We start from the raw sequence: 19178 nt of genomic DNA on the forward strand, positions 1-19178 counted from the left end.
AGAATACCCCAAATTTGTGGAGAGGCTTATCTTAATTAATTGCACTTTATCGTTGATTTCCCTAAGTCTAAATTGTCTCATATAACTTATTTCAAATGCTAAAATGAAGAGTGGCCTCAAAAGTAGTAATCCTTGCATTGATCCTATGTGTAACACACCAAGGAGTATATTATCTTTTGGCGGTCGTAAAAATGAAGCAAACTCTAATAATTAAACGTATCGGCAAAGGATTTTGACGGGATCACTTGCTTGTAGAATAGATAAATTCATTTAAATAGTTTTAAAGTATATACGAATTAATATTTCTTTAATTATATATTGAATCAAATTAGCTATATCACTTGGATTAAATTAGAATATAAAGTGCTTTATATTATCTTCCTTTTTCTTAGTACTATGTACAATTATAAAAAAGTAAATAGCCTTTATTAAACAAAGGATTAGGTATGTTCTAGGATTTTTGTACAGGCATATTTTATAGAGATAACCCAGCGTCTGTCGCTACAATAATTTCATTTACATCTTTTCTAAGTAGCTGACTTTTTACAGCATTAAATTGTTTCCCTGTTTGTTTAATAACTGTTAATTTCAAACGCTCAGGTAGCATCGGTAAATCTTCTAAATTCCACTTTTTATATTTCACATCGTAGCTTTCTGGATCTGCTAATGTAACGAGATGACCTAAAGCCCAAGTTACAATATATTTACTACCTTCAAGGTAGCCGTTTCCCTTTTTATCGCACTTCAGTACACGTGCAATATCTCGTGCAACGGAAGGCTTTTCAGCGATTACAACGCTTTTTGACATATTTAAAACATCCTTTCAAATTTCCATACGTTAACTATAGCATACATCTTCTTGAGATTCAGTTTCGCTCCAGATTTGAACGTTTTTTAATGGGATAACATCTGTTTGAAAGTGAATGATCGTGACAGAACATAATATGCACCATGATGAGACTGTGAGAAATAGATAGTTATTATGCGTATTGTTTTATTAGTTGCTTCTATATTAAATAGAAAAGTAAAGAACTTGTTATTTTACTAGAATAAGAGTAGACTTTGAAGTAGAAGAATACTAAACACATGGGAGTTTGTGGATACAAACTGAGAGTATGACTAGTCCGTCATTGACCATTTGAACCTGTTGGATAATGCCAGCGTAGGGAGAGTGTAAAAGCACATGTTCAGGCACTTTGCGTACGCGCAAAGTGCCTTTTTGTGTATCTCCCATAACTATAGTTAGGAGATGAGAAGGATGAATAGGAAAGAAATTAGTAAAGTAGTGGATTTGGTGAGAGAATCTAATCCGCTCGTTCATAATATTACAAATGTTGTTGTAACAAATTTTACAGCTAACGGTTTGTTAGCGTTAGGGGCATCGCCTGTAATGGCGTATGCAAAAGAAGAAGTGGCAGAAATGGCTAGCATTGCTGGAGCGTTAGTATTAAATATGGGAACACTTCGTCCGGAAGAAGTAGAAGCAATGTTACTTGCCGGTAAATCAGCAAATGTGAACAATGTACCAGTACTGTTTGATCCAGTTGGTGCAGGAGCAACATCGTATCGAACAGAAGTTGCGAGACATATTCCGGCTGAAATTGAATTAGCGATTATTCGCGGAAATGCAGCTGAAATAGCGAACGTTATTAATGAGAGATGGGAAATTAAAGGGGTAGACGCTGGTGCTGGAAATGGTAATGTCGTAAGTATTGCAAAGCAGGCAGCGGATGAATTGAATACAGTTGCGGTAATTACTGGGAAAGAAGATGTTGTTACAGATGGGCAGCGAACGATTGTTATTCGAAATGGCCATCCTATTTTAACGAAAGTTACGGGAACTGGTTGTTTACTAACTTCTGTAATAGGAGCATTTGTAGCGGTAGAAAAGGATTATGTAAAGGCAGCGGTAGCGGCATTAACGTTTTATGGGGTAGCGGCAGAACTGGCAGCCGCTAAGACAGTGGAAAAAGGACCTGGTAGTTTTCAAATTGAATTTTTGAATCAGTTAGCGAATACGACTTCAGGTGATATAGAGAAGTATGGGGAAATTGAGGTTATATAGTAAGGAGGGAAAATAAATGTCACGTATTTCAAAGTCAGAAATGTCTAGGTTGTTATCCGTATATTTTATTATGGGAAGTAACAATTGTACGAAGGATCCACTGCAAGTATTGAGAGAGGCACTTGAAGGTGGTATAACAATTTTTCAATTTCGTGAAAAGGGGGAAGGCGCTTTAACGGAAGAGAAACGCATTTGTTTTGCAAAAGAACTACAAGCAATTTGTAAGGAGTACGGTGTACCGTTCATTGTAAATGATGATGTGGAACTAGCTCTCGAGTTAGATGCAGATGGCGTGCATGTTGGGCAAGATGATGAAGGAATTACCTCTGTTCGTGAAAAAATGGGTGATAAGATTGTTGGTGTATCTACACATACAATTGAAGAAGCACGCTGGGCAATTGAAAATGGGGCTGACTATTTAGGTGTAGGACCTATTTTTCCAACGAGTACGAAAAAAGATACGAAAGCAGTGCAAGGAACGAAAGGTTTAGCTCATTTTAGAGAACAAGGAATTACAATACCGATTGTCGGAATTGGGGGCATTTCAATTGAAAATACCGCTTCGGTTATAGAAGCAGGTGCGGATGGTGTTTCAGTTATTTCAGCGATTAGTTTAGCTGAATCTGCGTATGAAAGTACGAAGAGGCTAGTAGAGGAAGTGAGTAACAGTTTGTAGAAGAAGGCTATGTAGTATTAAAACGCTACATAGCTTTTTATGTTTTGATATCGATAGTTAGAAAAAGGGGGAGGATTGTTTGAAAAGGAAACGGTTTATAGAGTTGCAAAATGAGTTGTTTCGTTTATTCGAAAAAAGAGAATTCGAAGCGATTTATAGATGCATAGATAAAGCAAAAAGGGAGTTTCCTGAAAGAATAGAAAAAACTAGTTTTTGGGAAGTGTGTGCACTTTCGGCAGAAGGTAAGTATGAGGAAGCGATTGTTAGTTTAAACGAAGCTTTAGAAAAGGGGATTTGGTGGAATCCACCTACACTTATGGGGGATGAAGATTTAAAGGGATTACGAGAGAATGCAGCTTTTAAAATGATAGTGAAAAAGTGTGAAGAAATCTTTAAGAAACAGCAGCTAACAGCCGAACCGAAATTATTTACTTATGGAAATAAAGAGGCGAAGATAGGGTTATTTTCTTTGCATTGGAGAGGATCAAATATAAATGATTTTGCACCATATTGGTGTGAAGAAGAAATACTAAATGAGTATATATTAGGTTTTCCCCGGTCCTCACAAATACATGGAATGAAGTCGTATAGCTGGGATAATCATGAAATAGCTATAAAAGACGTTATGAAAACTTTTAATGATTTTGTAAATAAATATAACTTGGAGGACATCATCATCGCGGGAGCTTCTCAAGGGGGAAATATAGCGATAGAGTTAGCGTTAAAGAATATGTCAGCGACTCAAAAATTTATTGCAGTTATACCTGCTATTCGAGATGTTAAGGAAATTGAAAGTATAGTTGTATCAAATGATATAACGAATGTAGAAGGATATATTGTTACGGGAGACAAAGATCCATTTTATGAAAACACACTTCAATTAATGTCTATGTTTGAGGAATATAATGTGGACTGTAAATTAATTGTGAGAGAAGGTTTGGGGCATCTTTTCCCAGCGGATTTTACACAAATATTAAAGAACATAATGGAAGAATGGACAGCTAAAAATATTTAAACAAACGTTTGATTAAAAAAGCACAAACCCTGTAAATTTGTAGGTTTGTGCTTTTTCTTTAAAACATAATTGATATTAAGAGCATTCCAATTCCGATAGAAGTGAATGTTGCGATTAGTCCTGGAATCATAAAGCTATGATTTAAAACATATTTACCAATGCCAGTTGTGCCAGTACGATCAAAGTTAATGGCAGCAACGATTGTTCCGTAGTTTGGAATGAAGAAATATCCATTTACTGCAGGGAACATCGCGATTAGTAGTGCTGGTGGAATACCGAGTGATAATCCAAGTGGCATTAAAGCACGTACTGTTGCGGCTTGGCTATATAGTAAAATAGATAGAATGAATAATGCGATGGCAAATAGCCATGGCGCACTTGTTACTAGATGCTGAATTGATCCTTGAATCATATTTAAGTTTCCGTTAAAGAAAGTATCTCCCATCCAAGCGATACCGAAAATAGCAACAACTGCTGTTGCCCCCGCTTTAAAGACGTTACCAGACACGATGCTTTCTACATTTGGTTTACAGAAAATAATAATAAGAGCTGCAATCGTTAACATAACCATTTCAATTGTGTTTGGCATGGAAAGACGGGCTAACTTCCCATCAACTATCCATCCTGGACGAAGTACTTCAAATGAACCAAGAAGTACGACAAGAAAAGTTCCTGCTAGGAAAAGGATAACTGATAATTTAGCGCCTTTTACACCAACAAATTCTTTTTTCTCTTCAATCTTAGGAATCATTCCTTCTTTTAATCGTTTTAAGTATTCAGGGTCTTCATTTAATTCTTTCCCCATTTTGCTAGCAACAAATGCAGCTACCATACAAGCGATAAAAGTAGAAGGGATACTTACTTTTAAAATATCTAATAAAGTGATTTTATAGTCAGCTAACATTGCTAAAAGTGCAACTGTTGCAGCTGATATAGGACTAGCTGTAATTGCTTGTTGGGAAGCAATTACGGCAATTGACATTGGTCGTTCTGGTCTAATTCCAGATTCGCGAGAGACTTCTGCGATAACAGGAAGTACAGAATAAGCAACGTGACCAGTTCCCGCACAAAGTGTGAATAAATAAGTAACAATTGGAGCAAAGAATGTAATGCGTTTTGGATTTTTTCGTAATGCTTTCTCAGCCAGATGAACAAGGTATTCCATTCCTCCAGCGGCTTGGAGTGCACCAGCAGCTGTAATTACTGCTAAAATCATAAGCATGACATCAATAGGAGGAGCTGTAGGTTGTAAGTGGAAGACGAAAACAAGTATTGCCATACCAACGCCACCCATTACCCCTAGACCAACTCCGCCTAGACGTGCGCCAATAAAGATGCAGAGTAGTAACGTAAGAAATTGTAGCCAAAACATGATAAACTACCTCCGAAATTCATTAGTTAAGATATATTCGAATAATTTAATTTAAATGAAAATTAAAATAAATACTCAAAACAATCCCTGTGTTATATACATTTTTTATTATATAACACAAGAAATGTAACATTCACGTACTTTGTTAAATTATTTCGAAAAAATAATACATTAAAACTTTGCATTTGTATCTCTAAATAGGTAGACATTTTAATTTTTATGTTGTAATCTTTGATAGAGAATAATGTAATTCTCATAGAACTCCCATATCGTTCAACTCGTTCAGCGAGAAAGGCAAACTGGTGGAAACATTAGGACGCAAAACTACAGGAGCTAAGGCCGAAAGGCTACGCTAGCCAGTTACCGGACGGATAGGGTTGGTCTTGACCAATGCTTTTTCATTGGTCTTTTTTTATTTGCAAACAAATGAGAAACCTTATCAGTTGTTGATAAGGTTTCTATTTTAATAGTTTTCCTTTATATTAAGTTAATTAAGAAAGGTGATGTGAATGAAAAAATATTGGCACAAGCTATCATTTCTTCAAAAGAATGTATTGTTAACTGTGTTAGTTATTTTGACGCTTGTTGGTACTATGGGAGCGTTAAGTTTTAACATGTTTCAAAATAGCATGATGTCTATATTTGAAAGGCATTCTTTTGAAACAGGAGATACGGTATTACATAAATTAGACGAAGAAATAGTGAGAGATGTTACAAAGGATCCAGTGGCACAAAGAGAAAAGAGAGAGAAGTTAACAGAGAAATTAGATGAAGCAACGGAAGAATTGAATAGCGTTGGACAAATCTATATTGTTGGAGCAAAAGAAAATGAAAAAGGTGAGTTATTAATCGTCGATTTGTCTACAGAGTTAGCAAATGTTGTTGAAGTAAGGCCGGGAGAATATTATAAACAACCAGATCTTTGGATGAAAGCATACGATAAGGTAATGAGCACGAAAAAAGCAAACATGACAGTAGTATATGAAGATCTATTAGGATCATGGGTAACGATATTAGAGCCAATTAAAGATGGAGACGGAAATATTGTGGCAATTGTTGCAGCCGATGTAGATGCTTCTATTGTTCCTATTACAAAGGAAAAATTCATTATACAAGGTTTAATGTTTATTTGTATTTCTGTTTTAATTGCAACTGTTATTCAATTCTTAATCGTACGTAACGCACTTGCTCCATTGCGGGATTTACGTGAAGGATTACGCAGAGTTGGTGAAGGTGATTTAAGTATTAAATTAGAGGAAAGACCAGATGATATTGGTATTATTAATGCGTATTTTAATAATACCATCGAGAAGTTTAAAGGAATTATAGATAAAGTGAAGCAGACAGCAGAACAGGTTTCCTCATCTTCACAAGAATTGTCAGTGAGTACGAAAGAAAATAGCATGGCAGTCCAAGGAATCGTAAGTTCTATAGTTGAGTTAAGGGCTGGCGTTCAATTGCAAGAAACGTCAGTACCAAAGTATTTAGATATTGTATATGAAATGGAAGATAGGATGGAAGAGATAACTAATATTGCAAAACAAATGACGAAAGAGTCTGAAGGTACGAAGCATCATTCAGAAAAAGGAAATGGTATTATTGAACAGACGATGAATCAAATGAACATAATACAAAATGCAGTACAAGATTTATCTTCTATCATTTATTCTTTGGAAGTAAGATCAAAAGAAATTAGTGATATTGTAACTGTAATTACAAGTATTTCAAATCAAGCGAATTCGCTAGCTTTACATGCTACTATTGAAGCTTCACGTGCTGAGGAAACTGGAGAGGGATTTGCCGTTGTTGCTGATGAAGTGCGTAAATTAGCAGAGCAGACGGAAGCATCAGCAAAAGATATAGCAAAATTAATAGGGGAAACACAAGCAGGAACGGAAGAAGCTGTTGTTTCAATGCAAAAAACCTCAAAAGAAGTAGAGTCTGGAATGAAACTTGTTGAAAGTAGTGGTGCTTTCTTTGAAAAAATTTCGAAATCAGCACAAACTGTTACTAATCAAGTTGGAGTTGTTTCTAGCAATTCAAATAATATATTGCAAAATAGCCAAAATATTGTTCGTGTTGTAAATGAACTATCACTTATTGCAAATAAGTATGCGAATAGTAGTAGTAATGTTGAAGAAATCATGAAAGAACAGGAAATGTCTGTACAGGATATTGCTGAATTAGCCAGTTCTTTAAGCTGGCTCTCACAGGAGTTACAAGAGTTAATTGGGGAATTCAAAAGTTAAATGAAATGATTATACATGCTTTTGTTTGTTCAATAAAATAAATCATGCTACAATGAAAACGAATTAAGGACCGGGGAGCCAATTGGCTGAGAGGATGTGAGCAAACATCGACCCTCAACCTGATCTGGATAATGCCAGCGTAGGGAGTTACTTAAAGTGATGTAGCATATGTTATTCTATAATAACTTGCATACAAGGCTTTCCTACGCAGTAGGAAAGCCTTTTCTTGTTTTAAAATTTAATTTCATAAGGGGGATTTTATTATGTCACAACAAGTTACAATTTCGTTTTCAGTAGTACCACAAGCAAAGAACAAAGATGTGTATTCTGTTGTTGATAAAGCGATTGAGGTTGTACAACAATCGGGAGTTCGTTATGAAGTAGGGGCAATGGAAACGACGCTGGAAGGAGAATTAGATGTACTTCTTGATATCATTAAACGTGCACAACAAGCTTGTGTGGACGCTGGAGCAGAAGAAGTGATTACTTCTATTAAAATCCATTATCGTCCAAGCACTGGTGTAACGATAGATGAAAAAGTTTGGAAGTACCGTGATGAATATGCAAAACCAGAAGCAATCTAAAATAATTACAGCAATTTGGCTTATCCTTCTCATTGCGATATGGGAAGGATCTGTTTCAGTATTTAAAATTGAACCGTGGATTTTACCGAAGCCTTCTGCCATTGTTCAAGAATTAATTGGAATGAAAGATTTACTATTACCGAATACGATGCAGACGCTGCAAGAGGTTATAATTGGACTGTTCTTTGCGATTTTAATTGGGACAAGCATTGCAATTCTTATGGACGTTATCCCTTTATTTCGTATTTTAATAAATCCGTTGCTTGTTATTTCGCAAACGATTCCAATCGTTGTACTTGCACCGTTATTTATTATTTGGTTTGGATATGGAATGCTACCGAAAGTAATGGTAGTCATACTCGTTTGTTTCTTCCCGATTGCGCTTAGCATTTTAGAAGGTTTTCAAACGGTAGATAAAAATATGTTGAAGTTGTTGCAAACGATGAAGGCAACGAAATGGCAAGTTTACCAGAAAGTAAAGTTTCCAGCAGTGCTTCCATACTTTTTCTCCGGTTTAAAAATTGCAGTTACATATAGCGTAATGGGAGCGATTATTGGAGAATGGCTCGGTGCCAGTGAAGGATTAGGAGTTATGCTTACAAGGGCTACGAAATCCTTTTTAACAGCCCGAGTATTTGGTGTTGCAGCAATTATTGTAATGGTGACATTATGTCTGTATTTTATCGTGGAGTTTATGGCAAGAATAACAGCACCATGGATATATAGAAAGGACGGCAGAAAATGAAAAAAGGTTTAAAAGTTATGTTGGCTGCCTTATTAGCAGTAGGTGTAGCTGGATGTAATCCGGCGAAGAAAGAAGAAAGTGCAAGTAAAGATCAAAAAGTAAAAGTCGTATTAGATTGGTTTCCGAATACGAATCATACTGGCTTATATGTAGCACAAGCGAAAGATTATTATAAAAAACAAGGCTTAGATGTAGAAATCATTCAGCCTGGTGATAATGTGACGGCGGAGCAAATGATAGCTTCGGGAAAAGCTGACTTCGCAATAAGCGCACAAGAAAATGTAACGTTGGCTCGTGTGGAAGGTATTCCTGTTGTATCTGTAGGTGCGATTATTCAGCATAACACTTCAGCTTTTGCATCGCTTAAGAAAGATAATATGACGTCACCGAAAGATTTTGAAGGGAAACGTTACGGTGGCTGGGGAGGACCAGCGGAAGAAGCGACATTAAAGACAATTATGGATAAGCACCAAGCCGATTTTAATAAAGTTGAAAAAATCATTTTAGGACAAACAGATTTCTTTAAATCAATTGGTCGTGATGCAGACTTTGAATGGATTTATTACGGATGGGATGGAATTGAAGCGAAGCGCCAAGGAAAAGAGTTAAATACGATTATGGTGAAAGACTTAGATCCAGCACTTGATTTCTATAGTCCTGTTATGATTACGAGTGAAAAACATACGAAGCAAGATAAAGACTTTGTGAAAAAGTTTATGAGTGCAACGACAGAGGGTTATAATTTTGCAATTAAAGAACCGAAAGAAGCTGCCGATATTTTAATTAAAGCTGTTCCAGATGTAAATAAAGATTTAGTACAAGAAAGTCAAAAATGGCTAAGTACGAAGTATCAAGATGATGCAAAAGCGTGGGGAGTACAGAAGGAAGAAGTTTGGACGAATTACATGAATTTCTTATATGATAACAAAGTTATTAAGAAGAAAATTGATGTGAAAGATGCCTTTACAAATGAGTTCCTTCCAAGTGAAAAATGAGTGGATTACAAATAAAAGATATTGTGAAATCTTTCGATGGCAAGAATGTATTAGCAAATATTAGTGCTTCTATACGAGAGGGAGAATTTGTTTCTTTTGTAGGACCGAGTGGTTGCGGGAAAAGTACACTATTAAATATGATCGCAAATGTTGAAAATCCAACAAGTGGAAGTGTAACGTATAACGATAAACAAATACAAGAGCAAGATATTGTAAGTTATATGCCGCAACAGGATTTATTACTACCGTGGCGATCAGCTTTACAAAATATCGTTCTTCCGTTAGAAATTGAAGGGAAGCCGAAAAAACAAAGGCTGACAGAAGGAATGGAAGCATTAAAGCAGTTTGAACTAGATGAATATGCAGACCATTATCCAGATGAATTGTCTGGAGGGATGCGTCAAAGAATTAGTTTTCTGCGCACATATTTATGTGAAAAGCCAATTATGCTACTTGATGAGCCTTTTGGTAAATTAGATGCTTTTACAAAAATGGAAGTACATAGCTGGCTTTTACACTCTTGGCACCAAGAGAAGCAAACAATCGTTATGGTTACACACGACTTAGATGAGGCAATCTTGCTTTCGGATCGCGTATTTATTTTATCTCAAAGACCAGCATCAATAGTTGGTGAGGTACAAGTGAAATTACCTAGGCCGAGAACGATGGATATGTTAACATCACTTGAGTTAAAGAAAGATAAGGAAGAAATTTTGAGAGTATTAGCTCCTTATATGAAAAAATAGAAAAAGCCTTTTAACAGTTTTTGGTATGATTACTGTTAAGAGGCTTTTTTATATAGGGGGAGAAAGATGAAAACTATAGAGAAAATAGTAGATGAATTAACGGCAGATAATCTTGAAGAAAGAAAAGCTTTATTAAAAAATCATATTTTATTAATGAAGTATGGTATGGAACATCATGAATTAAAAGAAGAAGAAATGACAGAAATTTTAAAGTGGGTTCAAGGTCGAGATCAATTGAAAAAAGATGTTCCGGAGTTACGTGATTTACATTTAATTAAAAAGTTTCAAGCGGTATTAGATGAATTTATTCATTCCATAATTTCAAATGGTTATGTAGAAGACGCGGTAGAAATTCTAGAGAGTGTATTAAAAAGTATGGGGGCAGTCGCTCATATTGTAAAAATTATGTTTGTCGGCAAAATGAAAGTTAATAGAAATTCCTTGGAAATGGTAGAGGTGTTAAAACGAGAGTGTTACACCTTAATGGAACAGCGTGCTGTTGTCGGTTTACATGCTCAAATTTTTCACGTTTTAGGTTTTGTTCATTCAATTCAGTTTGATTTAGAAGAAAGATCACAGGAACACGGACGAGTTGTGATAGGTCTTTTAACAGATTTTAAAACGGGTGAATTGAAGTCTGTACAACAATTTCAAGCTGAAGACCATATTTCAGAAGTGAAAAGTATGGTGAGTAAAGGATACGGAATAGAATTACAGAGAAGAATTTATATGTGGAAATCGTTAACGCTCATCTTTACAAGTCCATATGCATTAGAAAAGATGTATAAAGAAATTTATGTAGAAAACGATAACATGGGGAAGGAACAAAAAGAAAAGTAGAGAATAGAATATAACAGAGTAGTTTATACTCTTAATATAACAAATGTTAAAGGAGTGAAAGGATAAAATGACTTTATCAACTGTTCTTCAAATGGTTTTAGCTTGATATGGGAGAAGTCTGCCCATTTTTATCGATTAAGCTAAATTGAAGACAGCAGGTAAAGAACCTTAATCCTTTCTTACGATAATATGTAATGGGTAAGGTGTATTCACCTTACCCATTTTTTATATGCACAATTAAATAAGGCTTTATACTGTTGCTCTCTCTATTTAGCTTATGAATCATAAGTAAAGGAGAGAAAATAATGAGTATATTAACGGTAGAAAATTTAAGTCATTCGTATGGTGAGAAAACCATTTTATATAATGCATGTTTTCGAATATTGAAGGGTGAGCATGTTGGGGTAGTAGGGCAAAATGGAATTGGAAAATCAACATTGCTAAGGATTTTAACAGGAGAACTTATACATGATGATGGGAACATTGAATGGTTTCCACATGTGAAGGTAGGTTTCTTGCAGCAGCATATGGATTTAAAAGAAGGGATGACAATTGAGGGATACTTGCAAAGTGCATTTGCTGATTTGTATGCGATTGAATACGAAATGTTAAAAATTGCTGAAGAAATGAATGGAGCAGGAGAAGTAGAAAAACTGTTAGTAAAGTATGGAGAATTACAAACTATATTGGAAAGCTCTAATTTCTATCACATTCATACAGAAGTTGAAGAAGTAGCAATCGGTTTAGGTTTATTTGAAATAGGTTTGAAAAAGGATGTATCGAAGTTAAGTGGGGGACAGCGAACAAAGTTATTACTTGGGAAGCTTCTTTTAGAAAAAGCTGATGTTTTATTACTAGATGAGCCAACAAATTATTTAGATACAGCTCATATAGAATGGTTGCAATCATATTTGAGACTATATGAAAAAGCTTATGTAATCATTTCGCATGACGAATTATTTTTGAACAGTATTACAAATGTTATTTTTCATCTAGAAGGAGGAAAAGTGAAGCGATACGTAGGAAACTATGAAAAGTTTGTGCAAAGTTACCAAGTGCAAAAGAAACAATTACAATCGGCGTATGCGAAACAACAAAAAGAAATCTCTCAGTTAGAAATATTTATTCAAAAAAATAAAATTCGAAAAGCGAAACAGGCTAAAAGTCGAGAGAAAGTATTAGAGAAAATGCAAAGGATTGAAAAGATTCATTCTGTAACTCGATCCCGTTTTGATTTCAGTGTTTATGAGGAACCGGTGAGTCGTATATTGCAAGCTGAGAAACTAAGGATAGGTTATAGTGATCCTTTATGTCCAGAGTTGAATTTACAAGTGAAAAAAGGAGAAAAGATAGCGATTATTGGTCATAATGGAATTGGAAAAACGACGATGTTAAAAACATTATTAGGTCAAATTAAGCCGCTAAGCGGTTCAATTTCTGTTGGAGAACGAGTAAATCCTGCGTACTTTGCCCAGGAAGAGTTTGCTTCAGAAACAACACCCTTAGAGAAAGTTTGGGCAGAGCGACCAGATATGACAAAGAAAGAAGTGCGCCAAGCATTAGCAAAGTGTGGATTGCGAGAAGAACATGTATTAAAACCTATTCGTTTATTAAGCGGCGGAGAACAAACGAAAGTACGTTTATGTGAACTGATCGTAACGAAAAGTAATGTTTTAATTTTAGATGAACCAACTAATCATTTGGATATAGAAACAAAGAAGGCGTTGCAGGAAGCGCTACAACGATATAAAGGAACCGTTTTACTTGTATCACATGAGCCTTCTTTCTATGAAGCATGGATAACAAAAGTGTGGAATATAGAAGAATGGAACGCTGAACAATATGAATAAAGAAAAGGCATTAGCTTGTATAAGCTAATGCCTTTTCTTTGTGATTAACATGATTTTCGAGAACTCTTACATGAGAATTGTATGAAGAAGCACTCTTATGGTGCGCTTATAAGCGTGCTTTTTCTTTTGTTATGTTTATATTTATAATAATACTAGATGCCTTTCCCTAATAGGCGACTATCTTCTTTTATATATATAGATAGTTTGAAATGGAATAAAAATAATTCCTATATGTAAAGGATAATGTGATTACTATAGGAAGACAATAGCACTGAAAGGAAATTCATGTAAAATTCAGATGAACTTCACATGAACTTCATATTAGAAACTAAATATAATTATAATAAGTTATTGTAATTTAATTTGTGATTTTTCATGAAATTAAAAGTTTGAATTTAGGAAAGAGTGCTTAAACCTAAATTCAAACTTTAGTGAAATAATTAAGGGATGTTACCTTTAGTTTTCGCTAATGGATGCATTTACAAGTTCGGCGGGATTACCTGTTCCTGCCCCTCCGATTGTAACCGATCCACCGGGAGGAATTTCACCATTCCATCCTGCATTCGTAATTACGTAATGACTATTTATTTTACTACTAATTTTAGAATCCCAAACTTGCGTTAAATTGCCGTTATAATCAAATTCTAATTTCCAGTTTTTAATAGAGGTCGTTCCACTATTTTTAATTACAATCGAGAAGTTGTAACCACTTCCCCAATTTGAAGTGACTGAAAAGGTAGCATTGCTATTTCCACCAGGAGGTGTTGTGTTAGCATCATCTGTTTTTACAATAATAGAAGTAGGCTGTGATTTATTCCCAGCAGCATCTTTTGCTAGTATTGAAAATTTGTATTCTGTATTAGATTTTAAGTTTTTAATTGTAATGCTATTTGTTGTTGTACTCCACTTCTCTTCTCCAGCAGTAATTTCATATTCCGTAACTCCTACGTTATCAGTAGATGCCGTCCAGTTTAATTGAACTGAGTTTGAATTTTTATTTGTTACAGCAATATTTTTTACGTTTGTTGGTGGCTCAATATCTTTTTGAGTAATAGGTCCACCTAGTAATTCTTTTACTAACGTATCAAGTAATTTTGGTCCACTACAACTATATTTTGGACTTGTGCGACAGTCACCACTAAGCTCCCAAAACATTGCACCACTTAAACCTTTTGTCTTTATATAGCCTGTTTTATATTTCATAGATTCGTTGTCATCATAGCTAATAAATGTACCTGTAGTTGCATTATATAAATAAGGTACTTTCGCCACATCGTTCCATCCGCGAACAAAGCCATTTTTATTAACATAATTAGCTGCTAAATCACCATAATCGTACACACCTGTATCACCGGTAGAATAGTCATCCCAAGTACCTTTAGAAGCGAGCTTTCCATCACTACCTGGTTTACAAGGTTGGTATTGTCCGTTATTTTCTTTTCCACAACTTTTCCACCCGCGTCCGTAAAATGGTACACCTAATACGAGTTTATCTGCTGGAACCCCTTCATTTGTATAAATGTTTATCGCACCATCTACGTAAAAATTCGTATCCGCTGCTGGGTCATTTGGATCTTTGTATAGAGCTGCATTATGGTTAGAAGTAGCTTCCCATCCACCGTGGAAATCATATGTCATAATATTAATCCAATCCAGTATTTGAGAGATTTTCTTTAGCTCTGTATGATCAGCGTAACGTTGGCTTGCACCTGATGCAATTGTTAGTAAATATTGTTTACCATCTTCTGCACCAGCTTTCGTTAATGCATTTCGAACTTCTTGAAGGAGTAGGGTGAAGTTTTGCTTATCTTCAGGACGATAACTACCACCAGGAATCGTTTCTACGCCCGGATATTCCCAATCTAAATCAACGCCGTCAAATCCATATTCGCGTAGGAAATCGACTGTAGATTCAGCGAATACTTTTCTTGTTTTTTCATCAGCGGCCATGTCAGAAAAGCGGTTAGACCAAGTCCAGCCACCAACGGAAATAATTGTTTTTAAGTGAGGATACTTAGCTTTTAATCGTTTTAGTTCGCCGAAATTTCCGCAGCGTGCGTATTTATCACAATCTTCCCAAGTTGTACCTGAGCCAGGATAAGATTTTGTGACATCGGCCCATGGTTCACCGAGTACGAGAGTACCATTAGGGACTTCTTTATTTTGCAGTGGTACACCAGATTCTTTACAGTTCCACGTTTGTTTATTTGGATTATCGGGGTGAGTAGAAGGGTTTCCATGTTTTCCATTCCAGCAAATATCAGCGAAAGCATAGTTTAAATGAGTTAGCTTTGATGCATCAATATCTGCAACTTGATAATTACGTCCGTAAATGCCCCATGAAGGAAAATACCCAACAATTTTTTGACCTTGCTTTTGTGAATCTGCTAATGCGACATTGGGAGTAATAAAGTTTGTGAGAAAAAGAGGTAAGAAGAGTAGTAGGGATAGTAATAGCAGTGTAAATTTTTTTGATTTCATAGTCATTTCTCCTTTCAAAGTAAAAGATATATTTAAAGGCATGCGCCAATAAATCACAATGAATCTAGATAAAAATGATCAGACATCACGAAGTCTATACAAGGAGCTGAAGCTGATTAAATCGTAGCAAATGTAAGATTTGGTGTAAACGCTTTATTGAATTCGAAAAGACTTTCTCAATATGAAATGGCTCTAATACAGATTACACATGAAAATAAAATATCGATTAGAGAGGAAAGGGCTTCTTGGAGTTAAATTTGAGAAAAAATTGTATGAGGTCAATTTGTAATAGCGTAGCAAGATAATGAAATTTCATGTAAAATAATAGTAAAAATATGTAAGGGAGGGAGTAATGTGGATGTGTTTTTGAATATTGCCGAAGAAAAAATTCGACAAGCAATACGGAATGGAGACCTTGATCATATTCCGGGAAAAGGAAAACCACTACAATTAGAAGACCTTTCAATGGTACCTCCAGAACTTAGAATGAGTTATAAAATTTTAAAAAACGCGGGCATGATTCCACCAGAAATGGAACTACAAAAAGATATATTAAAAATAGAGGATTTAATTGCTTGCTGTTATGATGAAGAAGAGAGAAAAAAATTAAAAGAAGAGTTAACGGCAAAAACGCTACGTTTTCAGCAAGTAATGGAAAAAAGAAAGATTAAAGATAGTTCAGCATTTCGTATGTATCAAGATAAAGTATTTCATAAACTACGTTAAGAGGGATAAGATGAAAAACTTTGAAACAATAGAAGAATTAGTAACATATATTGAAGAACAACAATTAGTACTTCTGTTTATTAAAACGGAAAATTGTGGTGTTTGTGATGTCATGTTAAGGAAAGTAAATTACGTATTAGAGAATTATGATTACGTAGAGAAAATAGAGATATTACTGCAAGACATGCAAGAGGTTGCAGGGCGATATGCAGTATTTACTGGACCGACAATTTTATTATTTCATAATGGAAAAGAGATTCTTCGTGAATCGCGCTTCATTTCACTTGAAAATCTAGAGAGAACCATTCAATTATTCGAGGAATAGGGGAGGCTTTTATATGGAATTTATTATTGTCATACTATTATTTGTTGTAGTTGGAACAATCTTAACAGCAGTTCGATCAAACAAAAAGAAGGTAAATCTTACAAAACAAAATAACATTCATAATTCATCTAACAACTCATCACCGCTATTTTTCTTTGCTGGATCTGATAATGATAGCTCGCATGATGGAGGTTCACATGATTGTGGAGGGTCTTTTGGTGGAGATAGTGGGGGAAGCTGCGGTGGTGGCGGTGATTGATGAAAATGCGCCTTATATAGGCGTATTTCTTTTTAAACAAACGTTTGATTAGTTGGCTTACATATGCATAAAAACAGTTAAACAAACGTTTGATTAAATACTTTTAACATATTAAGGGGAATGGAAATGAAAAGGGAGCCGAAAGTGAAAAACAAGGGGAAAGTAATGTTATTTTTATTAGCTGCGGGAGGCGTATTTCTTGTTAAATTAGGAGTTAAAATTGGAATTATACACATGATTCGAACGTGGTTTGAGAGTACGTTTTCTTAAATAAGGAATATAGCCTCTTGTAATAGAGGTTTTTAATTTGTTATCATTAGACTGAACGGTCGGTTTAAAGAGGTGTGAATATGAGAAGAAGTGCAGAAGAGATAAAGAAAGAAATTGCATATAAAGCAGAAAGTCTGTTTTCACAGAAGGGCTATGCAGCTACATCTATGGAAGAGATTTGTGAAATTACAGAACGAAGTAAAGGAAGTATTTATTATCACTTTAAAAGTAAAGAAGAATTATTTTTATTTGTGGTAAAACAGCATACGTATGATTGGCTTGAAAAATGGAATGAAAAAGAGAAGTCGTATAGTACGAATACTGAAAAATTATATGGTCTCGCGGAATATCATGTAGAGGACATACAGCAACCAATTTCAAATGCAATAGAGGAATTCTCTATGAGCCAAGTTGTAAGTAAAGAGATTTTGGATGAACTATTAGCTTTAACTAGAGAATCATATGTTATGTTTGAGAAACTAATTGAAGCAGGCATACAGTCTGGAGAGTTTCGTGAAGATAATACGCGCGATCTTATGTATATTGTGCATGGATTATTATCAGGGCTTGGAGTACTTTACTACGAGTTAGATTATAAAGAGTTGAAACGTATTTATAAAAAGGCAATAGATGTATTGTTAAAAGGAATGGCAGCTGAATAATAAGTCAGTTGCTTTTCTATAAAATAAATTAGACCGAACGGTCGGTTTATGAAAGGGGAATGAAAATGAACGCTTTATTTAAAAACCGAGCATTTATGCTCGTTATGGCGTCTGATATTTTACAACAATTTGCAATTTGGATCAGAAATATGGCCCTTCTATATTTCATAATGGAGCGAACGAATAATGATCCAGTTTCCGTTTCATTGTTATCGGTTATGGAATATGCACCTATTTTTATTTTCTCGTTTATCGGTGGTGCGCTAGCTGATCGCTGGAATCCGAAAAGAACAATGGTCGCTGGAGATGTATTAAGTGTAATGTCTATTATAGGAATTGTCCTGTTGTTAAAACTGGATTATTGGCAGGCTATATTTTTTGCAACACTCACTTCCGCGATTGTAGGCCAGTTCTCTCAGCCATCATCTTCGCGTATATTTAAGCGCTACGTAAAGGAAGAACAGGTAGCGAATGCGATTGCATTTAACCAAACATTACAGTCATTATTTATGATTTTTGGACCAGTGGTAGGATCACTTGTGTATACACAACTTGGTTTATTTACGTCACTATATAGCTTAATCATTTTATTTTTGTTATCTGCTATCGCTCTTTCATTTTTACCGAAATGGGTTGAACAAGAGCAAGTGGCGAGAGATTCATTAAAAAATGATATAAAAGAAGGGTGGAAATACGTTCTTCATACGAAAAATTTACGTATGATTACAATTACTTTCACCATTATAGGCTTAGCTGTTGGATTAACAACGCCATTAGAAGTGTTTCTTGTAATAGAACGCCTTGGAATGGAAAAGGAAGCAGTTCAATATTTAGCTGCAGCTGATGGAATAGGTATGTTAATTGGTGGTATTGTTGCTGCGATTTTCGCTTCAAAAGTGAACCCGAAAAAAATGTTCGTATTCGGTATGGGCATATTAGCGATGTCATTTTTAGTAGAAGGGCTATCTACATCATTTTGGATTACTAGTTTCATGAGATTTGGAACAGGTATTTGTTTAGCCTGTGTTAATATCGTTGTCGGTACGCTTATGATTCAACTTGTACCAGAAAATATGGTTGGAAGAGTAAATGGGACGATTTTACCGCTGTTTATGGGAGCTATGCTAATTGGTACTGCTTTAGCTGGAGGATTAAAGGAAATGACATCACTAGTTATTGTGTTTTGTATAGCAATGGCACTTATTTTATTAGCAATAGGGCCAGTTCTACGCATGCAAATAAAGAAAGAAGATGTCACTAATAAAGAGGAACTAACAAATTCGTTAGCGTCGCAATAACTATTGTAAGGGAGCAGAAG

General features: G+C 35.2%; 18 protein-coding genes, 1 pseudogene and 3 riboswitches. Of the genes and pseudogenes, 16 read left to right on the plus strand and 3 right to left on the minus strand.

Features of this window, described 5'->3' with window-relative positions; translation table 11 throughout:
* Positions 1-487 precede the first annotated feature (487 nt).
* Positions 488-808 (minus strand): annotated as a pseudogene (locus NLJ82_RS02310) (toprim domain-containing protein); the annotation flags it as partial.
* 268 nt (positions 809-1076) lie between these two features.
* A riboswitch (TPP riboswitch) is annotated at positions 1077-1186 on the plus strand.
* A 72-nt stretch (positions 1187-1258) separates the two neighbouring features.
* Between NLJ82_RS02310 and thiM the strand changes: the two are divergent.
* The 3 genes from thiM (at position 1259) to NLJ82_RS02325 (ending at position 3756) form a co-directional block, all read left to right on the plus strand.
* The gene (gene thiM / locus NLJ82_RS02315) at positions 1259-2065 is read left to right on the plus strand and encodes a hydroxyethylthiazole kinase (RefSeq protein WP_001080178.1); all 807 of its coding nucleotides are present in this window, start codon (positions 1259-1261) and stop codon (positions 2063-2065) included.
* 16 nt (positions 2066-2081) lie between these two features.
* Entirely contained in the window at positions 2082-2741 is a 660-nt protein-coding gene (gene thiE, locus NLJ82_RS02320; RefSeq protein WP_000086996.1) for a thiamine phosphate synthase, read from the plus strand.
* A 79-nt stretch (positions 2742-2820) separates the two neighbouring features.
* Positions 2821-3756, plus strand: a complete 936-nt coding sequence (locus NLJ82_RS02325; RefSeq protein ID WP_000824016.1) for an alpha/beta hydrolase — start codon at positions 2821-2823, stop codon at positions 3754-3756.
* A 58-nt stretch (positions 3757-3814) separates the two neighbouring features.
* Here NLJ82_RS02325 and NLJ82_RS02330 read toward each other — a convergent pair whose 3' ends face one another.
* Complete coding sequence (locus NLJ82_RS02330) at positions 3815-5128, minus strand: anaerobic C4-dicarboxylate transporter family protein (RefSeq protein WP_000498725.1); 1314 nt, start codon at positions 5126-5128, stop codon at positions 3815-3817.
* A 283-nt stretch (positions 5129-5411) separates the two neighbouring features.
* A riboswitch (cyclic di-GMP riboswitch) is annotated at positions 5412-5496 on the plus strand.
* A 141-nt stretch (positions 5497-5637) separates the two neighbouring features.
* Between NLJ82_RS02330 and NLJ82_RS02335 the strand changes: the two genes are divergently transcribed.
* The 7 genes from NLJ82_RS02335 to NLJ82_RS02365 all read left to right on the plus strand — a co-directional run bounded on the left by NLJ82_RS02335 (position 5638) and on the right by NLJ82_RS02365 (position 13137).
* A complete protein-coding gene (locus NLJ82_RS02335; RefSeq protein WP_000761091.1) occupies positions 5638-7377 on the plus strand; it encodes a methyl-accepting chemotaxis protein in 1740 nt (579 codons plus the stop codon).
* A gap of 61 nt (positions 7378-7438) precedes the next feature.
* Positions 7439-7540, plus strand: a riboswitch (TPP riboswitch).
* A 100-nt stretch (positions 7541-7640) separates the two neighbouring features.
* Positions 7641-7961: an MTH1187 family thiamine-binding protein gene (locus tag NLJ82_RS02340; RefSeq protein WP_000082897.1), complete on the plus strand. Its 321-nt coding sequence runs from the start codon at positions 7641-7643 to the stop codon at positions 7959-7961.
* The gene (locus NLJ82_RS02345) at positions 7933-8706 is read left to right on the plus strand and encodes an ABC transporter permease (RefSeq protein WP_001057153.1); all 774 of its coding nucleotides are present in this window, start codon (positions 7933-7935) and stop codon (positions 8704-8706) included. The genes NLJ82_RS02340 and NLJ82_RS02345 overlap by 29 nt, the downstream gene beginning before the upstream one ends.
* Positions 8703-9701 (plus strand): ABC transporter substrate-binding protein, encoded by a 999-nt coding sequence (locus NLJ82_RS02350; protein ID WP_000715551.1) that lies wholly within the window; start codon positions 8703-8705, stop codon positions 9699-9701. Before NLJ82_RS02345 ends, NLJ82_RS02350 begins: the two co-directional genes overlap by 4 nt.
* Positions 9698-10447 (plus strand): ABC transporter ATP-binding protein, encoded by a 750-nt coding sequence (locus tag NLJ82_RS02355; protein ID WP_000016064.1) that lies wholly within the window; start codon positions 9698-9700, stop codon positions 10445-10447. The genes NLJ82_RS02350 and NLJ82_RS02355 overlap by 4 nt, the downstream gene beginning before the upstream one ends.
* Before the next feature lie 66 nt (positions 10448-10513).
* Positions 10514-11287: a hypothetical protein gene (locus tag NLJ82_RS02360; protein WP_000848338.1), complete on the plus strand. Its 774-nt coding sequence runs from the start codon at positions 10514-10516 to the stop codon at positions 11285-11287.
* 305 nt (positions 11288-11592) lie between these two features.
* Complete coding sequence (locus NLJ82_RS02365) at positions 11593-13137, plus strand: ABC-F family ATP-binding cassette domain-containing protein (RefSeq protein WP_000025936.1); 1545 nt, start codon at positions 11593-11595, stop codon at positions 13135-13137.
* A 456-nt stretch (positions 13138-13593) separates the two neighbouring features.
* Here the strand turns inward: NLJ82_RS02365 and NLJ82_RS02370 are convergent, their stop codons facing one another.
* A complete protein-coding gene (locus tag NLJ82_RS02370; RefSeq protein WP_000837171.1) occupies positions 13594-15618 on the minus strand; it encodes a glycosyl hydrolase family 18 protein in 2025 nt (674 codons plus the stop codon).
* A gap of 354 nt (positions 15619-15972) precedes the next feature.
* Here NLJ82_RS02370 and NLJ82_RS02375 point away from each other — a divergent pair, with 354 nt between their 5' ends.
* The 6 genes from NLJ82_RS02375 to NLJ82_RS02400 all read left to right on the plus strand — a co-directional run bounded on the left by NLJ82_RS02375 (position 15973) and on the right by NLJ82_RS02400 (position 19158).
* Positions 15973-16344 (plus strand): DnaJ family domain-containing protein, encoded by a 372-nt coding sequence (locus tag NLJ82_RS02375; RefSeq protein ID WP_000382354.1) that lies wholly within the window; start codon positions 15973-15975, stop codon positions 16342-16344.
* Between the two features lie 10 nt (positions 16345-16354).
* Positions 16355-16669: a thioredoxin family protein gene (locus tag NLJ82_RS02380; RefSeq protein WP_000787596.1), complete on the plus strand. Its 315-nt coding sequence runs from the start codon at positions 16355-16357 to the stop codon at positions 16667-16669.
* Between the two features lie 13 nt (positions 16670-16682).
* Positions 16683-16928, plus strand: coding sequence for a hypothetical protein (locus NLJ82_RS02385; RefSeq protein ID WP_000394365.1), 246 nt, complete (start codon positions 16683-16685; stop codon positions 16926-16928).
* 126 nt (positions 16929-17054) lie between these two features.
* Positions 17055-17198: a hypothetical protein gene (locus NLJ82_RS02390; RefSeq protein WP_000817979.1), complete on the plus strand. Its 144-nt coding sequence runs from the start codon at positions 17055-17057 to the stop codon at positions 17196-17198.
* Between the two features lie 80 nt (positions 17199-17278).
* The gene (locus NLJ82_RS02395) at positions 17279-17860 is read left to right on the plus strand and encodes a TetR/AcrR family transcriptional regulator (protein WP_001254444.1); all 582 of its coding nucleotides are present in this window, start codon (positions 17279-17281) and stop codon (positions 17858-17860) included.
* A 65-nt stretch (positions 17861-17925) separates the two neighbouring features.
* Complete coding sequence (locus tag NLJ82_RS02400; RefSeq protein WP_000992578.1) at positions 17926-19158, plus strand: MFS transporter; 1233 nt, start codon at positions 17926-17928, stop codon at positions 19156-19158.
* Positions 19159-19178 lie beyond the last annotated feature (20 nt).

Origin of the sequence: Bacillus paranthracis, from assembly GCF_024296885.1 — a bacterium.
Classification (GTDB): domain Bacteria; phylum Bacillota; class Bacilli; order Bacillales; family Bacillaceae_G; genus Bacillus_A; species Bacillus_A paranthracis.

Excerpts from the sequence above, each read along its gene's own strand:
- thiM (WP_001080178.1), top strand. The coding sequence starts at position 1,259 with ATGAATAGGAAAGAAATTAGTAAAGTAGTGGATTTGGTGAGAGAATCT.
- thiE (WP_000086996.1), top strand. The coding sequence starts at position 2,082 with ATGTCACGTATTTCAAAGTCAGAAATGTCTAGGTTGTTATCCGTATAT.
- NLJ82_RS02330 (WP_000498725.1), bottom strand. The coding sequence starts at position 5,128 with ATGTTTTGGCTACAATTTCTTACGTTACTACTCTGCATCTTTATTGGC.
- NLJ82_RS02335 (WP_000761091.1), top strand. The coding sequence starts at position 5,638 with ATGAAAAAATATTGGCACAAGCTATCATTTCTTCAAAAGAATGTATTG.
- NLJ82_RS02340 (WP_000082897.1), top strand. The coding sequence starts at position 7,641 with ATGTCACAACAAGTTACAATTTCGTTTTCAGTAGTACCACAAGCAAAG.
- NLJ82_RS02345 (WP_001057153.1), top strand. The coding sequence starts at position 7,933 with ATGAATATGCAAAACCAGAAGCAATCTAAAATAATTACAGCAATTTGG.
- NLJ82_RS02350 (WP_000715551.1), top strand. The coding sequence starts at position 8,703 with ATGAAAAAAGGTTTAAAAGTTATGTTGGCTGCCTTATTAGCAGTAGGT.
- NLJ82_RS02355 (WP_000016064.1), top strand. The coding sequence starts at position 9,698 with ATGAGTGGATTACAAATAAAAGATATTGTGAAATCTTTCGATGGCAAG.
- NLJ82_RS02360 (WP_000848338.1), top strand. The coding sequence starts at position 10,514 with ATGAAAACTATAGAGAAAATAGTAGATGAATTAACGGCAGATAATCTT.
- NLJ82_RS02365 (WP_000025936.1), top strand. The coding sequence starts at position 11,593 with ATGAGTATATTAACGGTAGAAAATTTAAGTCATTCGTATGGTGAGAAA.
- NLJ82_RS02370 (WP_000837171.1), bottom strand. The coding sequence starts at position 15,618 with ATGAAATCAAAAAAATTTACACTGCTATTACTATCCCTACTACTCTTC.
- NLJ82_RS02380 (WP_000787596.1), top strand. The coding sequence starts at position 16,355 with ATGAAAAACTTTGAAACAATAGAAGAATTAGTAACATATATTGAAGAA.
- NLJ82_RS02385 (WP_000394365.1), top strand. The coding sequence starts at position 16,683 with ATGGAATTTATTATTGTCATACTATTATTTGTTGTAGTTGGAACAATC.
- NLJ82_RS02390 (WP_000817979.1), top strand. The coding sequence starts at position 17,055 with ATGAAAAGGGAGCCGAAAGTGAAAAACAAGGGGAAAGTAATGTTATTT.
- NLJ82_RS02395 (WP_001254444.1), top strand. The coding sequence starts at position 17,279 with ATGAGAAGAAGTGCAGAAGAGATAAAGAAAGAAATTGCATATAAAGCA.
- NLJ82_RS02400 (WP_000992578.1), top strand. The coding sequence starts at position 17,926 with ATGAACGCTTTATTTAAAAACCGAGCATTTATGCTCGTTATGGCGTCT.